The sequence below is a fragment of the Flavobacterium hauense genome, assembly GCF_054457175.1.
Genome location: NZ_JBTKVX010000012.1, coordinates 25,305 through 46,054 on the forward strand (window position 1 = coordinate 25,305; position 20,750 = coordinate 46,054).

Consider the following 20,750-nt stretch of genomic DNA (forward strand, 5'->3'; position numbering starts at 1 on the left):
TTTAATAATCAGCATTGTGTACATTAACCACAAGGTTCACAAAGACATTCGCCAAGAGCATAATGCTTAGTGTACTTAGTGGTTTCATAGTGTTCCTTGTGGTTAAATTCATTTCTGAATAATGTGTACACAAAGTTGTGTGCAAAAGTAACAAATTATGAAGCGATTGGCTTGCGTTTTGATGTATTTGTTAGGAAGTCAATTGTACGATTTTTTTATGGTATTGATAATTATTTTCAGTTAAAAATATCGATAACGGAAGAATGCAATATTTAAGAAATTATTACCGTTGTCTTTAGGTAGTAAGGTTTTATTTATCATTAAATTAGCTGTCTTGCACACACACTGAAAATGAATATTATTGAAGTTGAATTATTGAGCGATGACCTCACGGCTACCGAAAAATTTTATAAAAAGGTTTTGGGGCTTAAGGCTTTTTTTTCCGAAAAGGATGCCCTGTTCTTTCAGGTAGGGTTTACCAAACTTATTTTCAGGAAATCGGAAAACCTGAAACCGGTATACCATTTTGCTATTGATGTACCGAGCAACCGTTTTTTTGACTCCCATCATTCCATAAAGCAGCAGGTGGATATTATTCCGGTAGAAGGAGAAGATATCGCCAACTTCATTAATTGGGATGCCAAGTCGTTTTATTTTTATGACAACAACGGTAATATTGTTGAATTAATAACCCGTTATCCCAACCATGCCTATGACGATGAACCCTACAGCAGTAAGTCGTTTGTTTCCATCAGCGAGATAGGCCTCGTGACCAATAACGTAAAAGAACTTGCTGATACTTTTGCCAAAGAAGAAGGCGTGCCTGTGTTTAAACGCCAACCCCGTAGTGATACGTTTACCGCGTCGGGTGACGATGAAGGCCTGTTCATTATAGCACTCAAAGGGCGCGACTGGTATCCTACCAAAGTTAAGTCGCAGTCGTTCCGTACACGGGTCATCTTTATGCAGGATGGCGAGCTGGAGCATATTGTAAGGTAGTTCTTTAATAATTAACTACAACGTTTTTATTAGGTTGTTTTGCTTTGAAATTTTTAATTATTACGTAAATTGCGGGCTTAAAATTGAATATAATTCAGAATGGAACAAGCACAACCTTATATTCCTAAAAATAAAGTAAGAATTGTAACCGCAGCCTCTCTTTTTGACGGGCACGATGCGGCTATCAACATCATGCGCCGAATCATTCAGGCTACCGGTGTTGAGGTAATTCACCTGGGCCATGACCGTAGTGTGGAAGAAGTGGTGAATACTGCAATTCAGGAAGATGCCAACGCAATTGCCATGACCTCTTACCAGGGCGGGCACAACGAATATTTTAAATACATGTACGACCTGCTTAAAGAAAAAGGAGCAGGCCACATCAGGATCTTCGGTGGTGGCGGAGGTGTAATCCTTCCTGAGGAAATTAAGGAACTTCACGAGTATGGAATCACGCGTATCTATGCGCCGGATGACGGACGTGAGCTTGGCCTTCAGGGTATGATCAACGACCTTGTGCAGAAAGCGGATTATGCTATCGGTGATAAGCTAAATGGCGAAATCAACCATCTGGCAGAAAAGAACCCTACTGCAATTGCAAGGGTGATTTCTTCGGCTGAGAACTTCCCTGAAGTAGCAAAGGAAACACTTGATAAAATTCACGAACAAAACAAGACTACTAATATTCCGGTATTGGGTATCACAGGTACGGGTGGTGCAGGTAAATCATCTCTTGTAGATGAGCTTGTTCGCCGTTTCCTTATCGATTTCCCTGAGAAGACTATCGGTCTTATTTCTGTTGACCCATCTAAACGTAAAACAGGCGGTGCACTTTTGGGCGACCGTATCCGTATGAATGCCATCAATAACCCAAGGGTTTACATGCGTTCATTGGCTACAAGGCAGTCTAACCTTGCGCTTTCTAAATATGTTGCCGAAGCCATCCAGGTTATAAAGGCGGCTAAATATGACCTTATCATCCTTGAGACATCGGGTATCGGGCAGTCTGATACCGAGATCATGGAGCACTCAGATGTTTCGCTTTATGTGATGACACCTGAGTTTGGTGCTGCTACACAGCTGGAGAAAATCGACATGCTTGATTTTGCCGACCTGGTAGCCATCAATAAATTTGATAAACGCGGTTCGCTTGATGCGCTTCGTGATGTTAAGAAACAATACCAACGCAACCACAACCTGTGGGATGCCAATCCTGACGACCTTCCTGTATTTGGTACGATCGCTTCGCAGTTTAACGACCCGGGTATGAATACTCTTTACAAAAAGATTATGGACAGGGTAGAAGAGAGAACAGGGGCGGGACTTAAGTCTACTTTTGAAATTACCCGTGAAATGAGTGAGAAGATATTCGTTATCCCTCCGCACAGGACACGTTACCTTTCTGAGATTGCAGAGAATAACCGCAAATATGATGAGGTGGCACTTAGCCAGCAGGATGTAGCGCAGAAACTATACGGTATCTTCAAAACTATTGAGACAGTTTCAGGAAATGTACCGGCAATTGATAAGTCGGGTATTGTTGAAACATCTGTTGAGGTTAAAGAAGAAGACAAAAAACAATTCATGTCGCTGCTCCTTAAAGAGTTTGACCGTGTGAAAATGAACCTTGACCCATACAATTGGGAAATCATCCTTACATGGGACGACAAGGTAAACAAATACAAGAACCCTGTTTATTCTTTCAAAGTAAGGGATAAAGAGATCAAGATACAAACGCATACCGAATCACTTTCGCATTCGCAGATACCAAAGGTTGCCCTGCCTAAATACCAGGCTTGGGGAGATATCCTTAGATGGTGCCTGCAGGAGAATGTACCGGGCGAATTCCCATTCACGTCAGGATTATATCCGTTTAAGCGTGAAGGCGAAGACCCGTCAAGGATGTTTGCCGGAGAAGGCGGACCGGAGCGTACTAACAAACGTTTCCATTATGTGAGTGACGGATTACCTGCAAAACGACTTTCTACAGCGTTTGACAGTGTTACCCTTTATGGTAACGACCCGGATTTACGTCCGGATATTTATGGAAAGATCGGTAATGCCGGTGTATCTATCTGCTGTCTTGACGATGCCAAGAAACTGTATTCAGGTTTTAACCTTGCCCACCCGATGACATCGGTGAGTATGACCATTAATGGACCTGCGCCAATGCTGTTAGGTTTCTTTATGAATGCGGCTATCGACCAGCAGTGTGAGATCTACATTAAAGAAAACGGTCTTGAAAAAGAAGTTGAGAAAAAGATAAACGATATATTCAAGGCTAAAGGTGCTGAGCGTCCTTTCTACAATGGTGAATTGCCGAAGAACAACGACGGCCTTGGGCTTATGCTTCTTGGTGTGACCGGAGATCAGGTGCTACCTGCGGATATATATAATGAAATAAAAGTGCGTACCCTTACACAGGTGCGTGGTACTGTTCAGGCAGATATCCTTAAAGAAGACCAGGCACAAAATACCTGTATCTTCTCTACAGAGTTTGCTTTGAGACTAATGGGTGACGTTCAGGAGTATTTCATCAACAGAAATGTGAGGAACTTCTATTCGGTGTCCATTTCAGGTTACCACATTGCCGAGGCAGGTGCGAACCCTATCACACAGCTTGCGTTTACCCTTGCTAATGGATTTACTTACGTAGAGTACTATTTGAGCCGTGGCATGAGCATTAACGATTTTGGTCCAAACCTGTCGTTCTTCTTCAGTAACGGTATCGACCCTGAGTATGCGGTTATAGGCCGCGTGGCACGTAAGATATGGGCCAAAGCACTTAAGAACAAATATGGCGCCAACGAGCGTGCTCAGATGCTGAAATACCACATCCAGACATCAGGGCGTTCGCTTCACGCACAGGAAATTGACTTTAATGATATCCGTACTACGCTTCAGGCATTGTATGCGATCTATGATAACTGTAATTCGCTGCACACAAATGCTTATGATGAGGCGATCACTACGCCAACAGAAGAAAGCGTACGCCGTGCAATGGCTATCCAGCTTATCATCAACAAAGAGCTTGGATTGGCAAAGAATGAGAACCCTATCCAGGGATCGTTCATCATCGAAGAGCTTACCGACCTTGTTGAAGAGGCTGTATTGGCAGAGTTTGACCGTATCACTGAGCGTGGCGGTGTACTTGGTGCAATGGAAACCATGTACCAGCGTTCTAAGATACAGGAAGAGTCACTATACTACGAAACCCTTAAGCATACAGGTGAGTTCCCTATCATTGGGGTAAATACGTTCCTGAGCTCTAAAGGTTCGCCAACGGTGGTTCCTGCTGAGGTTATCCGTGCAACGGAAGAAGAGAAGATGTTCCAGATCAAAACGCTTGAGGCACTTCACGCTGCCAATGCACATGAGGTAGAAGAAAGGCTGAACATTATTCAGGAGGCTGCGATAAGCAACAAGAACATATTTGAAGAGCTGATGGAAGCTTCTAAAGTGTGTACTCTTGGCCAGATCACTGCTGCCCTGTTTGAAGTAGGTGGGCAGTATCGCCGTAACATGTAATTTTAGATTATCCGATTTTGGATTATAGATATAAAGCCCTTGCGAAAGCGGGGGCTTTTTTTTGTAACAAGACCGCCTACATCTGTAATATGATTTTTGGCGGCAGCCTGGACTATTACGTAATTAGCTTTATCAAATTCAATACAATTATCTAAATGATTTTTGTTGGATTTATGTAACGATAACGTATTTTGATTACTTACAGGATAATAATTGGATAGCTTATGAAAACAATTGATATTATCGGACAAAGAAGTAACAGGGCTTTTACAGCTGTTTTTGACGATGGTGTAACCGCGTCGCTTACCTATCCTAAATGGTATTCATTATTAGCTGTAGTTACTATTGGCGAAAGCAGATATGGTATTGTACCAAAAGGATTTTGGAAATCAAGGTATGAGATCATTAAAGATGAAAAATTACTGTTTACGATTACCCATACATGGAACGGCTGTGAAATTGTCAGAACATATGATACTGAACGTCCTTTGGTGATAAAGCCACGAGGTTTCCTTAAAGGTGGTTATGTGCTGCTAAACCACAGAAATGAGGTGCTGTTAGAGGTACAGTCTGATTTTAGCTGGAAGAAATTTCATCAGGATTACAGGATAATGTGTAATGATGATTTTGGTAATGATGAATTGGATAAGGTACTGGCATTATTCTCTGTATATTACCTTATTGCAATACAGACGGCCGCAGCGGGTGCTGCCTAAATAAAAGTTGATGCTTATGAAAAGAATAGAAATTCATCCGGAAAATCCGATGCTTTACATTGCCGTTCTTGATGGTAAAGAACTGGGCAGGATGGAATATACCAATTGGTATTCGGCAAGTGCTGCTATCATTACTATAAACAATACAGAATATAAGCTGGGGCCGAAAGGTTTCTGGCACCCAAGCACAGATATATTTAAAGATGATGCCGTGGTGCTGAATGTTACGTCACGCTGGCAGGGCGGTTTTGTAATAACCAATCCGGCTGAACCGTCAAAGCCTTACACATTCAGGGGGCAGGGATGGTTTAAAACCGGCTATGAAGTGGTAGATTATCAAAACGAAATAGTTCTTGATATACAGGGGAATTTCATCTGGAAGAAATTTAATTCGGGCTATACCATTACATGTACCAAAGATTTTGGGAATAGCGAATTCGATAGTATACTGCTGCTGCTTTCAGTGCATTTATATAAAGCAATGCAAACAGCAGCAGTAATAGGGGCTACTGCTTAAAACAGTTGCCCCAGGATGTAATACAGTATTACAAATACGATAATGGTACCGATGCATCCGAAGCCCATTTTCTTGGCGCCCCAGCCTGCTAATATTGTTTTGAAAAATCCGTTCATGGTGTGTTTGTTTTTAATGTTAATTAAAGATAGGCACATTATAATGGCTGCTGAAATCATTTAACTTTTGGTAAAGATTTTCGTTTCCTGCATGAGTTTGTAGCTTTTTATTTAAATTAGCCGAATAAATAGTCCCCCACTATGAAACTCAGATTATTATTCGCATTTATTGCGCTCTCGCTTGTGTCTTGTTCCAGCGATGACAGTTCTACCGGTAAAGATCCTTCTGAAAATCCCGGAGAGAAAAAACTACGTGAAATCATCCAGACCGAATTTAACGATAACGGGTCGGTAAAGCAGACGGTAAAGATTCAGTTTGATGATAAAGATCGCGCTCTAGCCCAGTTTGGTTATAACGGAACGGGAATACTCATTTCCAAAAAAGAATATGCCTACAATACGGCAGGGCTGTTAGAAACCATGACGGCTTTTACCGTACAGAACGATGTTGCATCTCCTGATTATAGCTATGCGCTTACCTATGATTCTAACGGGAGGGTAATAACCCGAACTGATAGTGGTGCGATGGCTTCGTCTACTACCTATGCCTATAATGCGAACAATACTATTGGCGTGATACGTACCGCAGGTGCTGTTACAGATTTTGCGACCTACTACCTAAATACCGGAGGACAGTTATTTAAAAAAACTACTGAAACCGAAACCGAGCAGCTTACTTACACGGGTGCGAATATCCTTCAATACACGAATAGCAGCCTTACTTCAGTTTTTGCTTATGATAGTGAAAATGCACCAAAGGGTCAGCAGCATAATGCCGTTATAAACCTTTTTAAGGGTAACATGGTTAACGCCATGTTAATTGAAGGACTTAATGCTATTGATCTAGGTAGTACGCAATACACCATTAAACGAACTGACAATACCAATGTTTATGATTACGAGTACCAATTTGATGATGACAAGTACCCTGTAAAGGTGCGATGTTTTAAGAATAAAAGTTCCATACCTTTCTCTATAAGGGAAGTGTATTATAGATAAAATAAAAGCCATTCATAACGAGTGGCTTTTTGTTTTACTTTTACTTGTGCTAAATTGCAGGCCATGAAAAAATCGGTATTCATATTATTTTTGCTGCTTACGGGCTGCTTTGTTCACGCACAGGTTTCCGGTTGTACCGATCCGCTTAGCACTAACTATAACTCTTTGGCTACCAAAAATGATGGAAGTTGTAGGTATGTATCAGCATCAGTGCATCCTGTATCTACAATTCAGTTGCCTGATGAGGTTAAAGAGACTTCAGGGCTTATTGTTTACAACAATACGCTATACACTCATAATGATGATTCCGATATTAATCTTTATGCGCTGGATAGCATAAGCGGAACAGTCATACATACTTTGCCGGTGACGGGTGCTGCAAATCAGGATTGGGAAGAGATTGCACAAGACGAGGATTACTTTTATATTGGTGATTTTGGAAATAATGTGAGCGGAAACAGGACAAACCTGAATATTCTAAAAGTTGGAAAACAATCATTACTACAAGGGGATCCGCAGGTAGAACATATTAGTTTTAGTTATTCGGGACAAACCGATTTCTCACAAAAAAACAATAACAGTACCGATTTTGACTGTGAGGCAATGGTGGTGTCACAAGACAGTATCTACCTATTTACAAAACAGTGGATAAGCAAAAAAACAAGCCTGTATGTACTGCCTAAAACGTCAGGGAATTACGTGGCAAATTTAAAAGCTACTTATGATGTAAGCGGCCTTATTACCGGAGCGACTTATCTTGAAGATAAAAAGCTTGTTGTTTTAAGTGGTTATAACAGTTTTGTAAGTCCATTTTTTTATCTGCTATATGATTTTCAAGGGCATGATTTTTTTTCAGGCAATAAGCGAAAAGTGGCTATGAGCGGTATGTCTTTTCATCAGACAGAAGGTATTGCTACTCAAAATGGGTTTTCTTATTTTGTTTCTAATGAGCACCTTGCCCGACAACCGTTTGTAAATGTGGTGCAAAAGCTTCATCACTTTGACCTGTCGCAATTTTTAGGAAATTATCTTGAAAATTTCACATTAACTGCTATTCAGAATGAGATTAGGAGCCTTATCAGGATTTACCCTAATCCTGCACGGGATATTGTGTATATTGACACAGATCCCTCACTGAAAGGTTTACAGTATACATTTCTAGATATTAGTGGGAAGGTAGTATTAAAAGGTATGGTAACTGCGAATACTTACCGCATCGATACCTCAAAATTGGCCACCGGAATTTATACCATCCAACTCGAAAATTATCCTGGATATTCGTATAAGCTGATTAAAAAATAACTTTTTTTTTAAGACGAAAAATCCTGTCAAAAAAACATGCATTTTATCGATTAAATATGCATTTTATCTTTAATCAAACGTTGCTTTAACAGCTTTTTACTTGTGAAAAATGATAATTATTAAATTTTTGACAAATTCTCTGTTTAAATTATTTCTTAATATTGTATAAAATATCTAATATTTTTCTTATATTGCGTTTGTATGTGGAATAAATGCGTTGTTTTAACGATTAAAGATAGAAAAATTCATAAATTAATATTTGCTTTATTTTATGAAAGCTTTTTAGTATTTTTGTTATGCCCCCTAAATAGATATTAATGAAAAAAAACTTACTTTTTTTCGCCCTCCTGGTAAGTTTAGCCTGCTTCGGTCAGGATAATTCGCCAAAATCCCTTCTGGAGAACGGGATTGAAGAGATTTCTAAAAATAATTACAGCAGTGCAATATCACTGCTGAAGGAAAGTGCTTCCCTCGCTCGTGAAAAAGGCGACAATAAGGTAATGGGTAAAGCATATACCTCGCTGGGTAATGTGTACCTGAAATCTGAAAACACAGCTGAAGCCTTAAAAAACTTCCTCCTTTCGTTACCTCCGTTAAAGAAAACCAGAGATAATCTAGCTATTGCAACTGCATCAAAAGAGGTGGGCCTTTTGTATGCAAAACAAAACAGGGATGATCTTGCAGTGCAATATTTTACCGAAGCTGTAAAACTGGGCAAGCAGCTAAATAACGAAATGCTGACAGCCGATGCACTGACAGGTATTGGCCCGGTATATGAAGATCTTCATAAAATTGACAAATCACTTGAATCATATAGCCAGGCACTGGCCATTTACAGGGCACGTGGCATGGAAATTCAGGCGGGGCAAACATTAAGCCGTATGGGTAATGCCTATAAAATGCTTGGTGATTATCCGCAATCGATATTAAATTATAAAGAAGCGCTGGGGTATTTCAACAGTGCTAATGATCGTTTTAAAGTAGCTGATGTACTGTGCAGTCTTGGTAATGTTCTTGCCATGATGGAAGATTATAACGAGTCTTTGCGTTTATATGAACAGGCTTATCTTGATGCGGCAGCGATAAAATATGATGAGGTTATCATGAATGCGAGCCTGGGTATGGCTAATGCTTATGAAAATCTTAGACAATACCCCGAGTCGGTTCGTTACCATAAAATTCATGAGCAAAAAAGAGAGGCTTTTATTAATGCCAAACATAGCAAGGAAATTGCCGAACTAAAAGCGAAGGCTTCTAAAACCAGAGTTATAAGTAGCAAGTCTGATGAAGTAGAAAGCGCTGGTAGCGGCACTTCAGGAGTTAATTATTATCTGTATATGCTTATAGGTATAGGGGTAATTATAGCGCTTCTTATCTTTGGTTTTATGTGGAGAAGGAGCCTGCTTAAGAAAAATAAAGAAGACAATATGTTCAGCGAAGCTGAGGGGCAGGAACGCCTGAGGATGGTGCAGAATCTACATAATGATCTTGATTCTAAACTTGAGGAGATTAACTCCCTGAGCGAATCTATTGTTGAAAGGGCAAACGGTATGCCTGCAATCAGGAGTCAGGGCGAGGCGATGCAGGAAACCACCAAAAAAATTGAAGAGAATATCCGTGATATCGTTTGGCTACTTACTCCAAAAACAACCACACTAACAAACTATTCCGGTAGTATTAAGGAATATGTTATGGATTACTTTAAAGACAGCCCGGTAGAGGTACTTGTATCTGAACCCGACGGCATATCTAATACAGTAATCTCTAAAGAGAGCCAGGTAGGTTTATTGTCGGTTATTAAAGATAGTCTTACGTTTGTAAAGGATGATCCACAAGTATCCAAGGTATTCTTTGGGATTACTTATACAGGTACCCGTTTGATGATATCTATTAAAGATAACGGTCAGGGTATCGAGAAAACCGAAATTGAGAAAAAACGACTTGACAGCTACCTGAATTCAACCGGTGGCATCATGAGAATAGATAGTGATCCGGGATGGGGTAGTGTGGTAAAGATCATTATACCTGTAGAGAAACAGCCAAGAGGACGTAAAACCGTTATGCTGAATTTCTAAACCTTTAGTTTTAGATATCCTATATGAAGTTCATCATCAGTGCCCTCATTTTTTGAGATGCTGATGCTGAACTTTTCTTTTAGATGCGGGGCAAGAATATCATCTACCCTGTGCATATCATCTACATCAAGGCCATATTTCTCATCAATGTGAGAGGCACCTGTTCCCGGCATATTGTAATGTTTAAAAAAGGTTGATTTTTTGGCCTTTCTTACTGCCAGAGCCATAGATTTGGCAACAATCAGGGTTTTGTAATGGTATTCTTCAAATTCGCCCGGGCGGTAGCCCCCAAGGTTCACGAAGAATAGTTTTTCTTCTGAAACGGATGCGTCATCTTTTGGAATTATGGTAATAGCATGCCCATCAATTTGAGTGACTTCACGCCATGAGTCGGCGTGCAGGCGGCCACCGTCGGGCCAAAAGGCATACATGTCTTTTACTAATGCTTCTACCGAGGTGCCGATACCAAAGAATACATCGTGTTGTTCTGTTAGTCTGCCTTTAGGGGTGCAGCCCAGCAGGACCATATATAATTTCAAGTTATTATCCATCATATACAAAGGTATTTAAAAGTTTTTTTAGTAAAATTTTACCAAATTAAATTTTTGGTTCAGTTTTTGGATGACTAACTTTAAAGATTAAAAGATAATCAACAACTAACACATTTTAAATCATGAAAAAGATATTTTTACTATTAAGCATTGTGAGCGTTTTTGGCTTGGCCAGTTGTAGCAATGACGATGACAGACCGGATAATGATACCTTCCCTGAAGTGTTTGAAGTAAATAATGTGAATTTTATTGCCAGTGGTAACTTTCAGGCATTAGTACCACTTAGTCCAAAGATTTTTTCTTCAGATGTTGTTTTAGTATACAGGCTAGCTGGAGCAAATCAGTTAGGTAATGATATTTGGGAACCTATCCCAACTACTTATAACCTGACTGAGGGACAACTGAATTATAATTTTGATTTTTCGCAGGATGAGGTGGTACTTTATCTTGATACTACCTTTGATCCTATGCTGAGACAGGATTTTTCGCTTAATCAGGTTTTCAGGATTGTACTTGTTCCTGGCTACGTAGCGCAAAACTTAGATTCTAAAAATTATGATGTTGTAATGAGTGCCCTTAAAGCAAATAACGGTTCTAAAGAAATCGAGATTCAATCGCTTAAATAAGAGTTTTTTCTCAATCGCTCTGCTATATAACTCAAGAGGCCCCGCAATTGCGGGGCCTCTCTATTTGGGGACACATCAAGGTGTGGTTATTTCCTAAAAATTAATTGTGCGCAAAGCCGCTATTTTAGCAGCCCTTTGCTTTCTCCTGAAATAAACGGTATCGGCGTTACCAAAGTATTTGGTAATGGTAAGCCTCGCCATTAAATAACTTACAGTACTTTCGGCACCCTGGTTTAGGTTTACATTATGTTCTTCGAGCCCGTCAAAACATCCTCCTGTACACGGATTATAAATAATTTGCTGAAGGTGGTTGTTACCCAGGAACCAGTTAAATGCGATTTCCATTTTATTAAGGTACTCTTCCTCTTTAAATATATCATGGAATTTACGCAGCGCCAGTATAGTGTAAGCAACATCTATAGGCTGTTCACCAAAGTTTTCCCTTTTACCACCTCGTTTCAGCCAGCTCCTGTTAGAAATGATCCTGATGGATTGATCGTCAAATGTTTGTGATAACAGGAAGTCAAAGGCTTCTTTGGCGATGTCTTTATAATTTTGATCATTGGTAATAGCATAGCAAAGGAGCAACGCTTCAGGGAGCACACTGTTGGCATAAGTAAGATAGCCTTCAAACCATTTCCATTCTGCATCGGATTCGTGACGATACATTTGTACCATACGATCAGCAAACAGTTTTATGTATATGATGGTGTCTGCATCTTTAACCCTGCGGTTGTAATAGTAGAGGCCTTTTATCACAAATGCCATTGCTCTTGTAGAGTAGATGTTCTTGGTGAGCGACAATGATTTCTGAAAGATAGAGGCTGCTTTAGCCGAAATTTCTAAGGGCAGGATGTTACCCAGCGACACGATGTATCCTAAAGCCCACATGGCACGGCCAGAGCTGTCTTCAAGATTTTCGTTATTGTTTTGGGCTGTTATCTTTTTGTTAACGTCTACATAATTGATGAACCTGCCGTCTTCAAACTGGCAGAACTCAATATAGTTAAGGTAAATGCTGATGTATTTTAAGACAGAAGGGTCTTTGTATCTCTTGTAATATTGCCCCATGGCAATCATGGCTCTTGCATTATCGTCTATGGTGTATCCCGATTCAAAATCAGGCCTGTTTAATTTGCTGAACTGCAGCATGCCAAAATCGGTGGTCATTTCTTTGATATGGCTCAAATTAACAGCAGGATTACGGTACTGCAATTTGATAGCACCCATCTGGGCAAGGAGTTTAGCATGGTTCACCGCAGAATTTTCCCATGCGGTATGTATTATTTTGTGCAGGCCGTTAAGCACCATTGTTCTTCTTAATTCTTCATCAGATAATAAGGTATTGATGGCATTAGCAAGCTGTTCTGAATTTCCAAAGTCAAAGGTAATGCCTGTTTCTCCGGCCAGTACCTCTTTGGCGTGAGGAATGGGGGTGGAGATGATAGGACAGCCACAGCTAAGTGCATACGAGAATGTACCGCTCACCGCCTGATTTGGATCTTTTGATGTGAACAGGTAAATGTCTGTCAGCTGAAGGTATTCCAACAGCTCGTCAAGGTCTACATATTTATTGATGAATTTCACATTCTCCTCAATACCCAGTGCTGCAATCTTTGCGATAAGCGAATCACGATATACTTCACCTTCGTTAAGGGCTACAGTAGGGTGTGTTTTGCCTATGATAAGGAAAAGTGCATCAGGGGTGTTTTTTACTACTGCTGGCAGGGCATCAAGAGAGGTCTCAATGCTTTTACCGGCACTAAGCAGTCCGAAAGTAGAAAGCACAGTCCTGCCTTCAAATCCGTATTTGCGCTTCAGTTCGTTCTTATCGGTATGGGCTACCAGGTGGGTTCCGTGAGGAATCACGGTTATTTTTTCACGGTTAACGATATAATCGCGCACCAGTATATCGGCAGCGTTATTGGTCATTACTATTAAAGAGTCGGCACGGTCAAGTATATGTTGAACATTAGCTCTTAACTCATCATTAGGGCCCGGAAGCACGGTGTGGAATACAATAGCCAATGGTTTTTGAATATCATTAATAAAAAAGTTGAAGTTGGTTACGCTTTCGTTTACCAGTCCAAACTCGTGCTGCATAAGCACTACTTTAATATTGTCGTCTTCGTTTATGGCTTGTGCCAGCTGGTTATATGATTCCGGTTCAGATACATCAAGAATATATTTTACTGATGGGTCTGTATAGGTGTGTTTTTCATTTTTGTTCTCCAGTGCGCACACTTTGATAGAAAACGAATCTACATAATGATCATTAAGCGCTTTTATAAGATCCTGGGAATAGGTCGCAATACCGCATTGCCTCGGAGGAAAAGTAGTTATTACTAAAATCTCGGGCAGTTCGGTTCTTTCGGCTTCTATTGCCTGTGAGGCAAGCTGTTCTATCAGGCTGTTATAAGGCTGGAATTTTTTTCCGGCATTCTTTCTTATTTTCATGGCGCATTAAGGTATTTAGTAGTTTTGGTCTTCATTAAGTCAATTTCATTATAAGTATTGAAAAAACCGGTCATATAAGGAGAGCCGGTTTTTTGATGGTAAGCAGATGTGTTGGTAGATTAACCTTTTATATTGTTAACCCATTCATTCGCTCTGTCTTTAGCTGTGTTCACGGCTTCTTTGACATCATCACCTGCGTTTCTGTATTCTTTCTGTGCTTTGCGTTGCAATTCGTTTAGTTTGCCTCTAAAGTGGTCTTTGGCATCCTGAATGTCAAGCTGGTGGTTTCTTTTAGCTCTTCTGCGTGCAATTACTACTGCTGCCCCTGCCAGTATTGCTGCTCCTGCAGCGATACCTAGTATAAGTTTCTTGTTTTTCATTTTGGATTATGTTTTTAGGTCTAAGAATTATCTTTTACTAAATTATATAATCCTCATTTTGAAGGCAATATGCTTAGGATTTATTTAACTCAATTAACAAAGCTTTGGGGATTTTAGATTTTTGTTAACTGTTAAAGGGCGTTTATTGAAAATAATGCAATTTTTGAAAAGTAGCTACGGTAAATGTAATAAAAATAACCTTTGCTTTTGAAAACAGGGGTGTTAATACATATTCGGCAAAATATTTAATTTTCAACCCCTAAAAAAATAGGGGTCTTTAAAATTTAAAACATTTTTTTGTACATTTGCGCAGAATTTAATTCATCATTAACATTTAAAATTAAGTTTCATGTCAACATTTCGTTTTCAGGCACTACAGCAAACAGCGAACCGCAAGCCGGTAAAAGTAGAAGAGCTGGACAGAAAGTCAATCATTTTTGGTAGTAATGTGTTCAATGACAAGGCAATGCGCCAGTTCCTTACTCCTGATGCTTATCAGGCAGTTAGAAATGCAATGCAGCATGGAACAAAAATCGACAGGAAGATTGCTGATTATGTAGCGATGGGTATGAAAGAGTGGGCTCTTTCTAAAGGTGTAACTCACTACACTCACTGGTTCCAGCCGCTAACAGGTACAACTGCAGAGAAGCACGATGCTTTCTTTGAAACATCATACGATGGAAGCGACCCGGTTGAAAAATTCGGCGGAAGCCAATTGGTACAGCAAGAGCCGGATGCATCATCTTTCCCTAACGGTGGTATCCGTAATACATTTGAAGCTCGCGGATATACAGCATGGGATCCTACATCGCCTGCATTCATTTATGGTACTACACTATGTATCCCTACTGTATTTATTTCATACACAGGTGAGGCATTAGATTATAAAACACCTCTATTAAGAGCGCTTAACGCAATTGACGAAGCTGCAACAGATGTTTGCCGTTATTTTGATAAAAACGTTAAGAAAGTAACTGCAACCCTAGGATGGGAGCAGGAATATTTCCTTGTTGATGCTGCCCTTGCTAACTCAAGGCCTGACATCACACTAACAGGACGTACGCTACTTGGACACACTTCGGCTAAAGGCCAGCAGTTAGAAGACCACTATTTTGGATCTATTCCTACACGTGCCCTTAACTATATGCGTGATCTTGAAAACGAATGTATGCTACTTGGTATACCGGTTAAGACGCGCCATAATGAGGTAGCGCCTAACCAGTTTGAGCTTGCTCCAATATTTGAAGAGACAAACCTTGCGGTTGACCATAACTCACTGCTAATGGATATCATGCAGAAAGTTGCAGAGCGTCATGACTTTAAAGTGCTTTTCCACGAGAAGCCATTTAAAGGTGTAAACGGTTCTGGTAAGCACAACAACTGGTCACTTGCTACAGATACAGGAGTTAACCTTCTTGGGCCTGGCAAAACGCCAATGAGCAACCTGCAATTTCTTACGTTCTTCATAAACACTATCAAAGCGGTTTATACTCACGAAGAACTAATGAGGGCTTCTATCGCCACAGCGACAAACGACCACAGGCTGGGTGCTAACGAGGCTCCTCCTGCAATCATATCAGTATTTATCGGTCAGCAATTGACTAAAGTTCTTGAAGAGCTTGAAGGCGTATCTGCAGGAAAACTTTCTCCTGAAGAGAAAACCGACCTTAAACTTAATGTTGTAGGTAAGCTTCCGGACGTTCTTCTTGATAATACAGACAGAAACAGAACTTCTCCGTTTGCCTTTACAGGTAACAAATTTGAGTTCCGTGCTGTAGGTTCAAGCGCTAACTGTGCTAACGCGATGACTATCGTTAACTCTATCGTTGCTAAGCAGCTGAAAGACTTTAAAGCTTCAGTAGATGCACTTATCGAAGAGAAAGACATGAAGAAAGACGATGCTATCTTTAATGTACTTAGAGAGTATATCAAAGAAACCAAAGCTATCCTTTTTGAAGGTGACGGTTATAGCGATGCATGGGAGCAGGAAGCTGCTAAACGTGGCCTGAGTAACTTTAAGACTACACCGGCAGCACTTAAAGCTAAAGTATCTAAACAATCTCTTGATCTTTTTGCAGGTCTTGGTGTAATGAACCATGTTGAAGCTGAAGCACGTTACGAGATCGAGCTTGAGGAGTACACTAAAAAAATCCAGATTGAAGGCCGTGTTCTTGGCGATATCGCAAGAAATCACGTAGTGCCAACGGCTATCCGTTACCAAAACATACTTATCGAAAACGTAAAAGGTCTTAAAGAGATCTTTGGAAGCGAGTTCGAGACTGTAGGTAAAGAGCAAATTGTTCTTATCAGGGAAATTTCAGGCCACATCGCCGAAATCAACTCTCAGGTTGAAGCAATGACCGAAGCTCGTAAAAAAGCTAACGCACTTACAAGCGCTGAAGAAATGGCTCACGCTTACTGCGATACAGTAAAACCATACTTTGATACTATCAGGGAACACGCTGACAAGCTTGAGCTTCTTGTGGACGATGAAATATGGACACTTGCAAAATACAGGGAATTATTGTTTACACGATAATATTTCATATATCTTATTTGAGTTTAAAGCCCCTCTTGCGAAAGCAAGGGGGGCTTTTTTGTATGAGTGAGGAATTGTTACATTGAATGATCGATATGTTAAAATAAAACTATCTTAGCTTCCGTTATATTAAAAAACCTACAACCTACTATATGAAGCAACTTCTACTTTTATTTTGCCTGTTTTGCCTTTCGGCGAATGCCCAGGAAAAATTTACTGTTTATTTTGATTTTGATATAGCAGAAGCGAATGATGCTTCAACTCAAAATTTATCAAAATGGATAGTAAATAATCCCAAGGCCATTATACAAAAGATATACGGTTATGCCGATAAAACGGGAGATCCCGCATATAATCAGGATTTGTCGGAAAGGCGTGCCGGCTATATATATGAACAATTAAAGATTGCGAACATAAGCCTGGGAGGTGCTGAAGAGAAAGGTTTTGGAGAAAGTAAATCTACAGCAAACAATAATCCTAAAGACCGTAAGGTTGTTATTCAGTATGCAAGTCCACAGATACAGCCTGCCGTTAAACAAAGCGAGCTGGATATGAAAGTAAGCAAAGCAAAAAAAGGTGACAGGATACGACTGGATAACATGAATTTTTACGAAAATTCTACTACATTGCTTCCCTCATCTGTGCCAGTGCTTAACGACTTGCTTACTGTACTTAGAAATCGTCCATCACTAAAGGTTGAAATTCAGGGCCATGTATGCTGTCAGGTGGAGAACGAAGAAAGATTGTCTCACAGGAGGGCAAAGTTAGTATATGAATATCTTGTAGATAAGGGTATTGATGACGGTAGATTGTCGCACAATGGTTTTGGCAGCACTAGGCCAGTTTATCCATTACCGGAAAAAAACGAAGAAGAACGCGTAGTAAACAGAAGAGTGGAAATAGAAATTATTGAAATATAATATGAAGAAACTACTATTTATGTTTTGCCTGTCCTGCCTTTCGGCGAATGCCCAGGAAAAATTCACGGTCTATTTTGATACCGGCGGTGCCGAAGCTACAGCAGCCTCGGTTCAAAAACTACAAGAATGGATTGCAGTCAACCGCGACATTGCGATCGAAACAGTAGACGGCTATACCGATAAGACAGGAAATGCTGATTTTAATCTGGAACTATCTAAAAAGAGGGCTTCTTATGTAATGGGATTGCTTAAAAGTCAGAATATCAATCTTGAGTATGCTGTAAAAAATGCATTCGGAGAAAATCAGGCGGCAGGTTACAACAGTCCTTCCGATCGTAAGGTTGAAATAACCTACTTTAAAGCCGGATATGCTACACCAAAACCCTTAGGATCCGAACTTACCCAACAGCTCAGCAATGCTAAAGTGGGCGACATCATCAGGCTTAAAAATGTGTATTTCAGAGGAGGTACTACTTATGTATTGAAAGAATCAAAGAATGCCCTTGAAGAATTGCTGAATGTTATGCTGGCGAATCCCAAACTTAAGATTGAGATTCAGGGGCATATTTGTTGTGAGGTTGAAGATGTTGATAATCTTTCGGGGAGAAGGGCAGAAGAGATATTCCTGTACCTTACCAATAATGGCATCGACAAAAGCAGAGTAACGACCAAAGGCTATGGCGGACACAGGCCATTACAGAATAACATCCAGATGATACAGAACCGCCGTGTTGAGATTGAGATTTTAGAGAATTAGTATTCAGTGTTCAGTCGCAGTTTGCAGCAGCTTCACTCATAGGTATAAGCGTAGCACAAGTTTGAGTGAAGATGTTCCCCTCTTGAGAGGGGCCAGGGGTGTGTCATTGCTACATCGTTACATTAAAAATTACTACATTAAATTTATGAAACCAACTTTACTACTACTTTTATTCTTCTGCCTTTCGGCGAATGCCCAGGAGAAATTTACCGTTTATTTTAATTTGGATATTGCCGAAACGAATGATCCTTCGGGAGAAAAGCTGTCAGTCTGGATATCTAAAAATCCCGATGCAAAAATCCTGAAAATTTATGGCTATACCGACCAGCAGGGTGGTGAGGCCTACAATCAGGACTTATCTGAAAAACGGGTAAAATATGTTCTTGAACAGCTGAAAGCAGCTAATATAAACGTTGAGTCTGCCGAAGAGAAAGGTTTTGGCGAAAGCGAGTCCACTGCGGCAAACAATGCGCGCGACAGGAAAGTCGTAATCTACTTTTCAAATGATCTGGCTAAACAGGTAAGCATTGCCAAAGTAGGTGATAAGATACGGCTTGATAATGTAAATTTCCACATGAATTCTGATGTCGTGCTGGATTCTTCGAAACCGGTGTTGGACGAACTTCTTAAGATCATGAAAGCGAATCCTAAACTTAAGATACAGATTCAGGGCCACGTATGCTGCATGACCGAAACCACAGCAAAAATATCAGAAAAGCGAGCCATAACGGTTTATAAGTTCTTAATAGGTAAAGGTATCAACAAGAACAGGCTTTCATATACCAGCTTTGGGAGTACAAGGCCTATTTATGCTCTACCCGAAAAAACAGAAGAAGAACGTATTGCCAATCGACGTGTAGAGATTGAGATCGTAGCTAATTAAAGGATTGCTTAATGTGAGAATGTACCAATTTGCCCATGAAAAAATATTTACTATTTGTGTTTCTGACATCATGCATTTCGGTTTTTGCACAGATTGAGGCCGAAATGGATTCGATAGCGCAACGATATGAACTGAGCAACCTTACGATTGAAGGTAAAAAGAGCCTGAAGAGAGGCGACAGGATTTTGCTTGATAACCTGAATTTTAAAGGAGGCACGGCAGAACTTCTAAAAGAATCAAAACCCTCACTGGAAAAACTTCTTAAAATCATGCAGGACAATCCTAGATTAAAAATACAAATTCAGGGACATATCTGCTGCGTAACAGATATGCATAATGAAGTGTCTGAAGAGCGGGCACGTGTTGTATGGATTTATCTGCTGCTTAACGAGATCGAAAATGATCGACTAACGTTTAAAGATTATGGTGCATCACGGCCTATTTACCCTGTTCCCGAAAGAAGTGAGATGCAGCGCAGAGCCAATCGCAGGGTAGAGATTGAGGTAATCTCTAATTAATTGTAAGTTTACAGTTATCTGCTTTTAGAGCAAGAGTGAGGCTGTTCCCCTCTTGAGAGGGGTTAGGGGTGTGTTTTACAAGTAATATAATCGAATTAATGCAAAAATATTTCCTATTCATCTTTACTTTATTCCTGATGGTGAGGGTTAATGCCCAGGAAAAATATGCGGTATATTTTGAGACCGGTAAAGACACGCTGAACAAAATGTACAGGCAGGAACTTCAAAGCTGGATGGACTGGCATAAGTCGGTTAATGTGGTAAAGATACAGGGCTTTGCCGACGGTGTTGGCAAGAATGGCGCGAATGATAGCTTATCGGTACGAAGGGCAAATTTTATTAGGGACTTATTAGAAAAGAATGGTGTTACTCTCGATGAAAAAACTGTGATACAAGGTTTAGGCGAAATAGGCAAAGATCAAAGTGAAGCAGAAAATCGTAAAGTGGTCATCTATTTTGAAAAAACGAAACCCAAAGCAAATCCGTTGGCAAAGCAAATAAAAAAGGCAAAAGTGGGCAGTAAGATACCTTTAAGCAAGTTGGCCTTTGAAATGAATTCGGGCAGGGCATTGCCGGGTTCTTCAACAATGCTCAATAATCTGGTGGCAATTATGGAAGCAAATCCTAATCTGAAAATCGACATACAGGGACACATCTGCTGTAATGACGATGATCCTAAAAAACTGGGACTGCTAAGGGCTAAAACTGTTTATACTTACTTGGTTAATGCAGGTATAGATAAAAGCCGCGTGACTTACCAAAGCTTTGGCGCAACACGGCCGCTATATCCCATCCCGGAACATAATGCCGTTGAAGCCGAAGCCAACCGCCGTGTAGAGATTGAGATTATAGCAAACTAGTGTTCAG

The 20,750-nt window shown here is 40.2% G+C and carries 17 protein-coding genes; 14 read left to right on the forward strand and 3 right to left on the reverse strand.

The annotated features are described in order from the left end of the window. Positions 1-351: 351 nt before the first annotated feature. The 7 genes from ACX0HA_RS10290 to ACX0HA_RS10320 all read left to right on the forward strand — a co-directional run bounded on the left by ACX0HA_RS10290 (position 352) and on the right by ACX0HA_RS10320 (position 10,252). Positions 352-999 (forward strand): VOC family protein, encoded by a 648-nt coding sequence (locus ACX0HA_RS10290; RefSeq protein WP_458845195.1) that lies wholly within the window; start codon positions 352-354, stop codon positions 997-999. Between the two features lie 99 nt (positions 1,000-1,098). After that, positions 1,099-4,527: a methylmalonyl-CoA mutase family protein gene (locus ACX0HA_RS10295; protein ID WP_458845196.1), complete on the forward strand. Its 3,429-nt coding sequence runs from the start codon at positions 1,099-1,101 to the stop codon at positions 4,525-4,527. A 224-nt stretch (positions 4,528-4,751) separates the two neighbouring features. Next, complete coding sequence (locus ACX0HA_RS10300; RefSeq protein WP_458845197.1) at positions 4,752-5,243, forward strand: hypothetical protein; 492 nt, start codon at positions 4,752-4,754, stop codon at positions 5,241-5,243. Positions 5,244-5,259: 16 nt separating this feature from the next. Continuing rightward, entirely contained in the window at positions 5,260-5,760 is a 501-nt protein-coding gene (locus tag ACX0HA_RS10305) for a hypothetical protein (protein ID WP_458845198.1), read from the forward strand. Positions 5,761-6,017: 257 nt separating this feature from the next. After that, positions 6,018-6,875, forward strand: coding sequence for a hypothetical protein (locus tag ACX0HA_RS10310; protein ID WP_458845199.1), 858 nt, complete (start codon positions 6,018-6,020; stop codon positions 6,873-6,875). A 63-nt stretch (positions 6,876-6,938) separates the two neighbouring features. After that, on the forward strand, positions 6,939-8,177 hold the full coding sequence (locus ACX0HA_RS10315; RefSeq protein ID WP_458845200.1) for a T9SS type A sorting domain-containing protein: 1,239 nt from the start codon (positions 6,939-6,941) through the stop codon (positions 8,175-8,177). A gap of 317 nt (positions 8,178-8,494) precedes the next feature. After that, entirely contained in the window at positions 8,495-10,252 is a 1,758-nt protein-coding gene (locus ACX0HA_RS10320; protein ID WP_458845201.1) for a tetratricopeptide repeat protein, read from the forward strand. On the opposite strand, the gene ACX0HA_RS10325 is transcribed toward ACX0HA_RS10320, so the two are convergent. Next, entirely contained in the window at positions 10,249-10,806 is a 558-nt protein-coding gene (locus ACX0HA_RS10325) for a DUF1543 domain-containing protein (RefSeq protein ID WP_458845202.1), read from the reverse strand. The genes ACX0HA_RS10320 and ACX0HA_RS10325 overlap by 4 nt on opposite strands. A gap of 119 nt (positions 10,807-10,925) precedes the next feature. Between ACX0HA_RS10325 and ACX0HA_RS10330 the strand changes: the two genes are divergently transcribed. Continuing rightward, entirely contained in the window at positions 10,926-11,429 is a 504-nt protein-coding gene (locus ACX0HA_RS10330; RefSeq protein ID WP_458845203.1) for a hypothetical protein, read from the forward strand. A gap of 93 nt (positions 11,430-11,522) precedes the next feature. Here ACX0HA_RS10330 and ACX0HA_RS10335 read toward each other — a convergent pair whose 3' ends face one another. Further along, positions 11,523-13,886, reverse strand: coding sequence for a glycosyltransferase (locus tag ACX0HA_RS10335; RefSeq protein WP_458845204.1), 2,364 nt, complete (start codon positions 13,884-13,886; stop codon positions 11,523-11,525). 119 nt (positions 13,887-14,005) lie between these two features. Continuing rightward, complete coding sequence (locus ACX0HA_RS10340) at positions 14,006-14,266, reverse strand: hypothetical protein (protein ID WP_458845205.1); 261 nt, start codon at positions 14,264-14,266, stop codon at positions 14,006-14,008. Positions 14,267-14,615: 349 nt separating this feature from the next. Between ACX0HA_RS10340 and ACX0HA_RS10345 the strand changes: the two genes are divergently transcribed. From ACX0HA_RS10345 to ACX0HA_RS10370, 6 genes are all read left to right on the forward strand, one after another. Next, complete coding sequence (locus tag ACX0HA_RS10345; RefSeq protein WP_458845206.1) at positions 14,616-16,805, forward strand: glutamine synthetase III family protein; 2,190 nt, start codon at positions 14,616-14,618, stop codon at positions 16,803-16,805. 152 nt (positions 16,806-16,957) lie between these two features. Next, a complete protein-coding gene (locus ACX0HA_RS10350; RefSeq protein ID WP_458845207.1) occupies positions 16,958-17,725 on the forward strand; it encodes an OmpA family protein in 768 nt (255 codons plus the stop codon). Position 17,726: 1 nt separating this feature from the next. Next, positions 17,727-18,482 (forward strand): OmpA family protein, encoded by a 756-nt coding sequence (locus ACX0HA_RS10355; protein ID WP_458845208.1) that lies wholly within the window; start codon positions 17,727-17,729, stop codon positions 18,480-18,482. A 145-nt stretch (positions 18,483-18,627) separates the two neighbouring features. Further along, a complete protein-coding gene (locus ACX0HA_RS10360; protein WP_458845209.1) occupies positions 18,628-19,365 on the forward strand; it encodes an OmpA family protein in 738 nt (245 codons plus the stop codon). A gap of 35 nt (positions 19,366-19,400) precedes the next feature. Then, positions 19,401-19,883, forward strand: coding sequence for an OmpA family protein (locus ACX0HA_RS10365; RefSeq protein ID WP_458845210.1), 483 nt, complete (start codon positions 19,401-19,403; stop codon positions 19,881-19,883). A 98-nt stretch (positions 19,884-19,981) separates the two neighbouring features. Beyond that, positions 19,982-20,743: an OmpA family protein gene (locus ACX0HA_RS10370; protein WP_458845211.1), complete on the forward strand. Its 762-nt coding sequence runs from the start codon at positions 19,982-19,984 to the stop codon at positions 20,741-20,743. The last annotated feature ends 7 nt before the right edge of the window (positions 20,744-20,750 follow it).

Coding starts and splice junctions, on each gene's coding strand:
- ACX0HA_RS10310 (WP_458845199.1), top strand. CDS start 6,018: ATGAAACTCAGATTATTATTCGCATTTATTGCGCTCTCGCTTGTGTCT.
- ACX0HA_RS10325 (WP_458845202.1), bottom strand. CDS start 10,806: ATGATGGATAATAACTTGAAATTATATATGGTCCTGCTGGGCTGCACC.
- ACX0HA_RS10350 (WP_458845207.1), top strand. CDS start 16,958: ATGAAGCAACTTCTACTTTTATTTTGCCTGTTTTGCCTTTCGGCGAAT.
- ACX0HA_RS10305 (WP_458845198.1), top strand. CDS start 5,260: ATGAAAAGAATAGAAATTCATCCGGAAAATCCGATGCTTTACATTGCC.
- ACX0HA_RS10355 (WP_458845208.1), top strand. CDS start 17,727: ATGAAGAAACTACTATTTATGTTTTGCCTGTCCTGCCTTTCGGCGAAT.
- ACX0HA_RS10340 (WP_458845205.1), bottom strand. CDS start 14,266: ATGAAAAACAAGAAACTTATACTAGGTATCGCTGCAGGAGCAGCAATA.
- ACX0HA_RS10295 (WP_458845196.1), top strand. CDS start 1,099: ATGGAACAAGCACAACCTTATATTCCTAAAAATAAAGTAAGAATTGTA.
- ACX0HA_RS10365 (WP_458845210.1), top strand. CDS start 19,401: ATGAAAAAATATTTACTATTTGTGTTTCTGACATCATGCATTTCGGTT.
- ACX0HA_RS10335 (WP_458845204.1), bottom strand. CDS start 13,886: ATGAAAATAAGAAAGAATGCCGGAAAAAAATTCCAGCCTTATAACAGC.
- ACX0HA_RS10315 (WP_458845200.1), top strand. CDS start 6,939: ATGAAAAAATCGGTATTCATATTATTTTTGCTGCTTACGGGCTGCTTT.
- ACX0HA_RS10345 (WP_458845206.1), top strand. CDS start 14,616: ATGTCAACATTTCGTTTTCAGGCACTACAGCAAACAGCGAACCGCAAG.
- ACX0HA_RS10330 (WP_458845203.1), top strand. CDS start 10,926: ATGAAAAAGATATTTTTACTATTAAGCATTGTGAGCGTTTTTGGCTTG.
- ACX0HA_RS10370 (WP_458845211.1), top strand. CDS start 19,982: ATGCAAAAATATTTCCTATTCATCTTTACTTTATTCCTGATGGTGAGG.
- ACX0HA_RS10290 (WP_458845195.1), top strand. CDS start 352: ATGAATATTATTGAAGTTGAATTATTGAGCGATGACCTCACGGCTACC.
- ACX0HA_RS10320 (WP_458845201.1), top strand. CDS start 8,495: ATGAAAAAAAACTTACTTTTTTTCGCCCTCCTGGTAAGTTTAGCCTGC.
- ACX0HA_RS10300 (WP_458845197.1), top strand. CDS start 4,752: ATGAAAACAATTGATATTATCGGACAAAGAAGTAACAGGGCTTTTACA.
- ACX0HA_RS10360 (WP_458845209.1), top strand. CDS start 18,628: ATGAAACCAACTTTACTACTACTTTTATTCTTCTGCCTTTCGGCGAAT.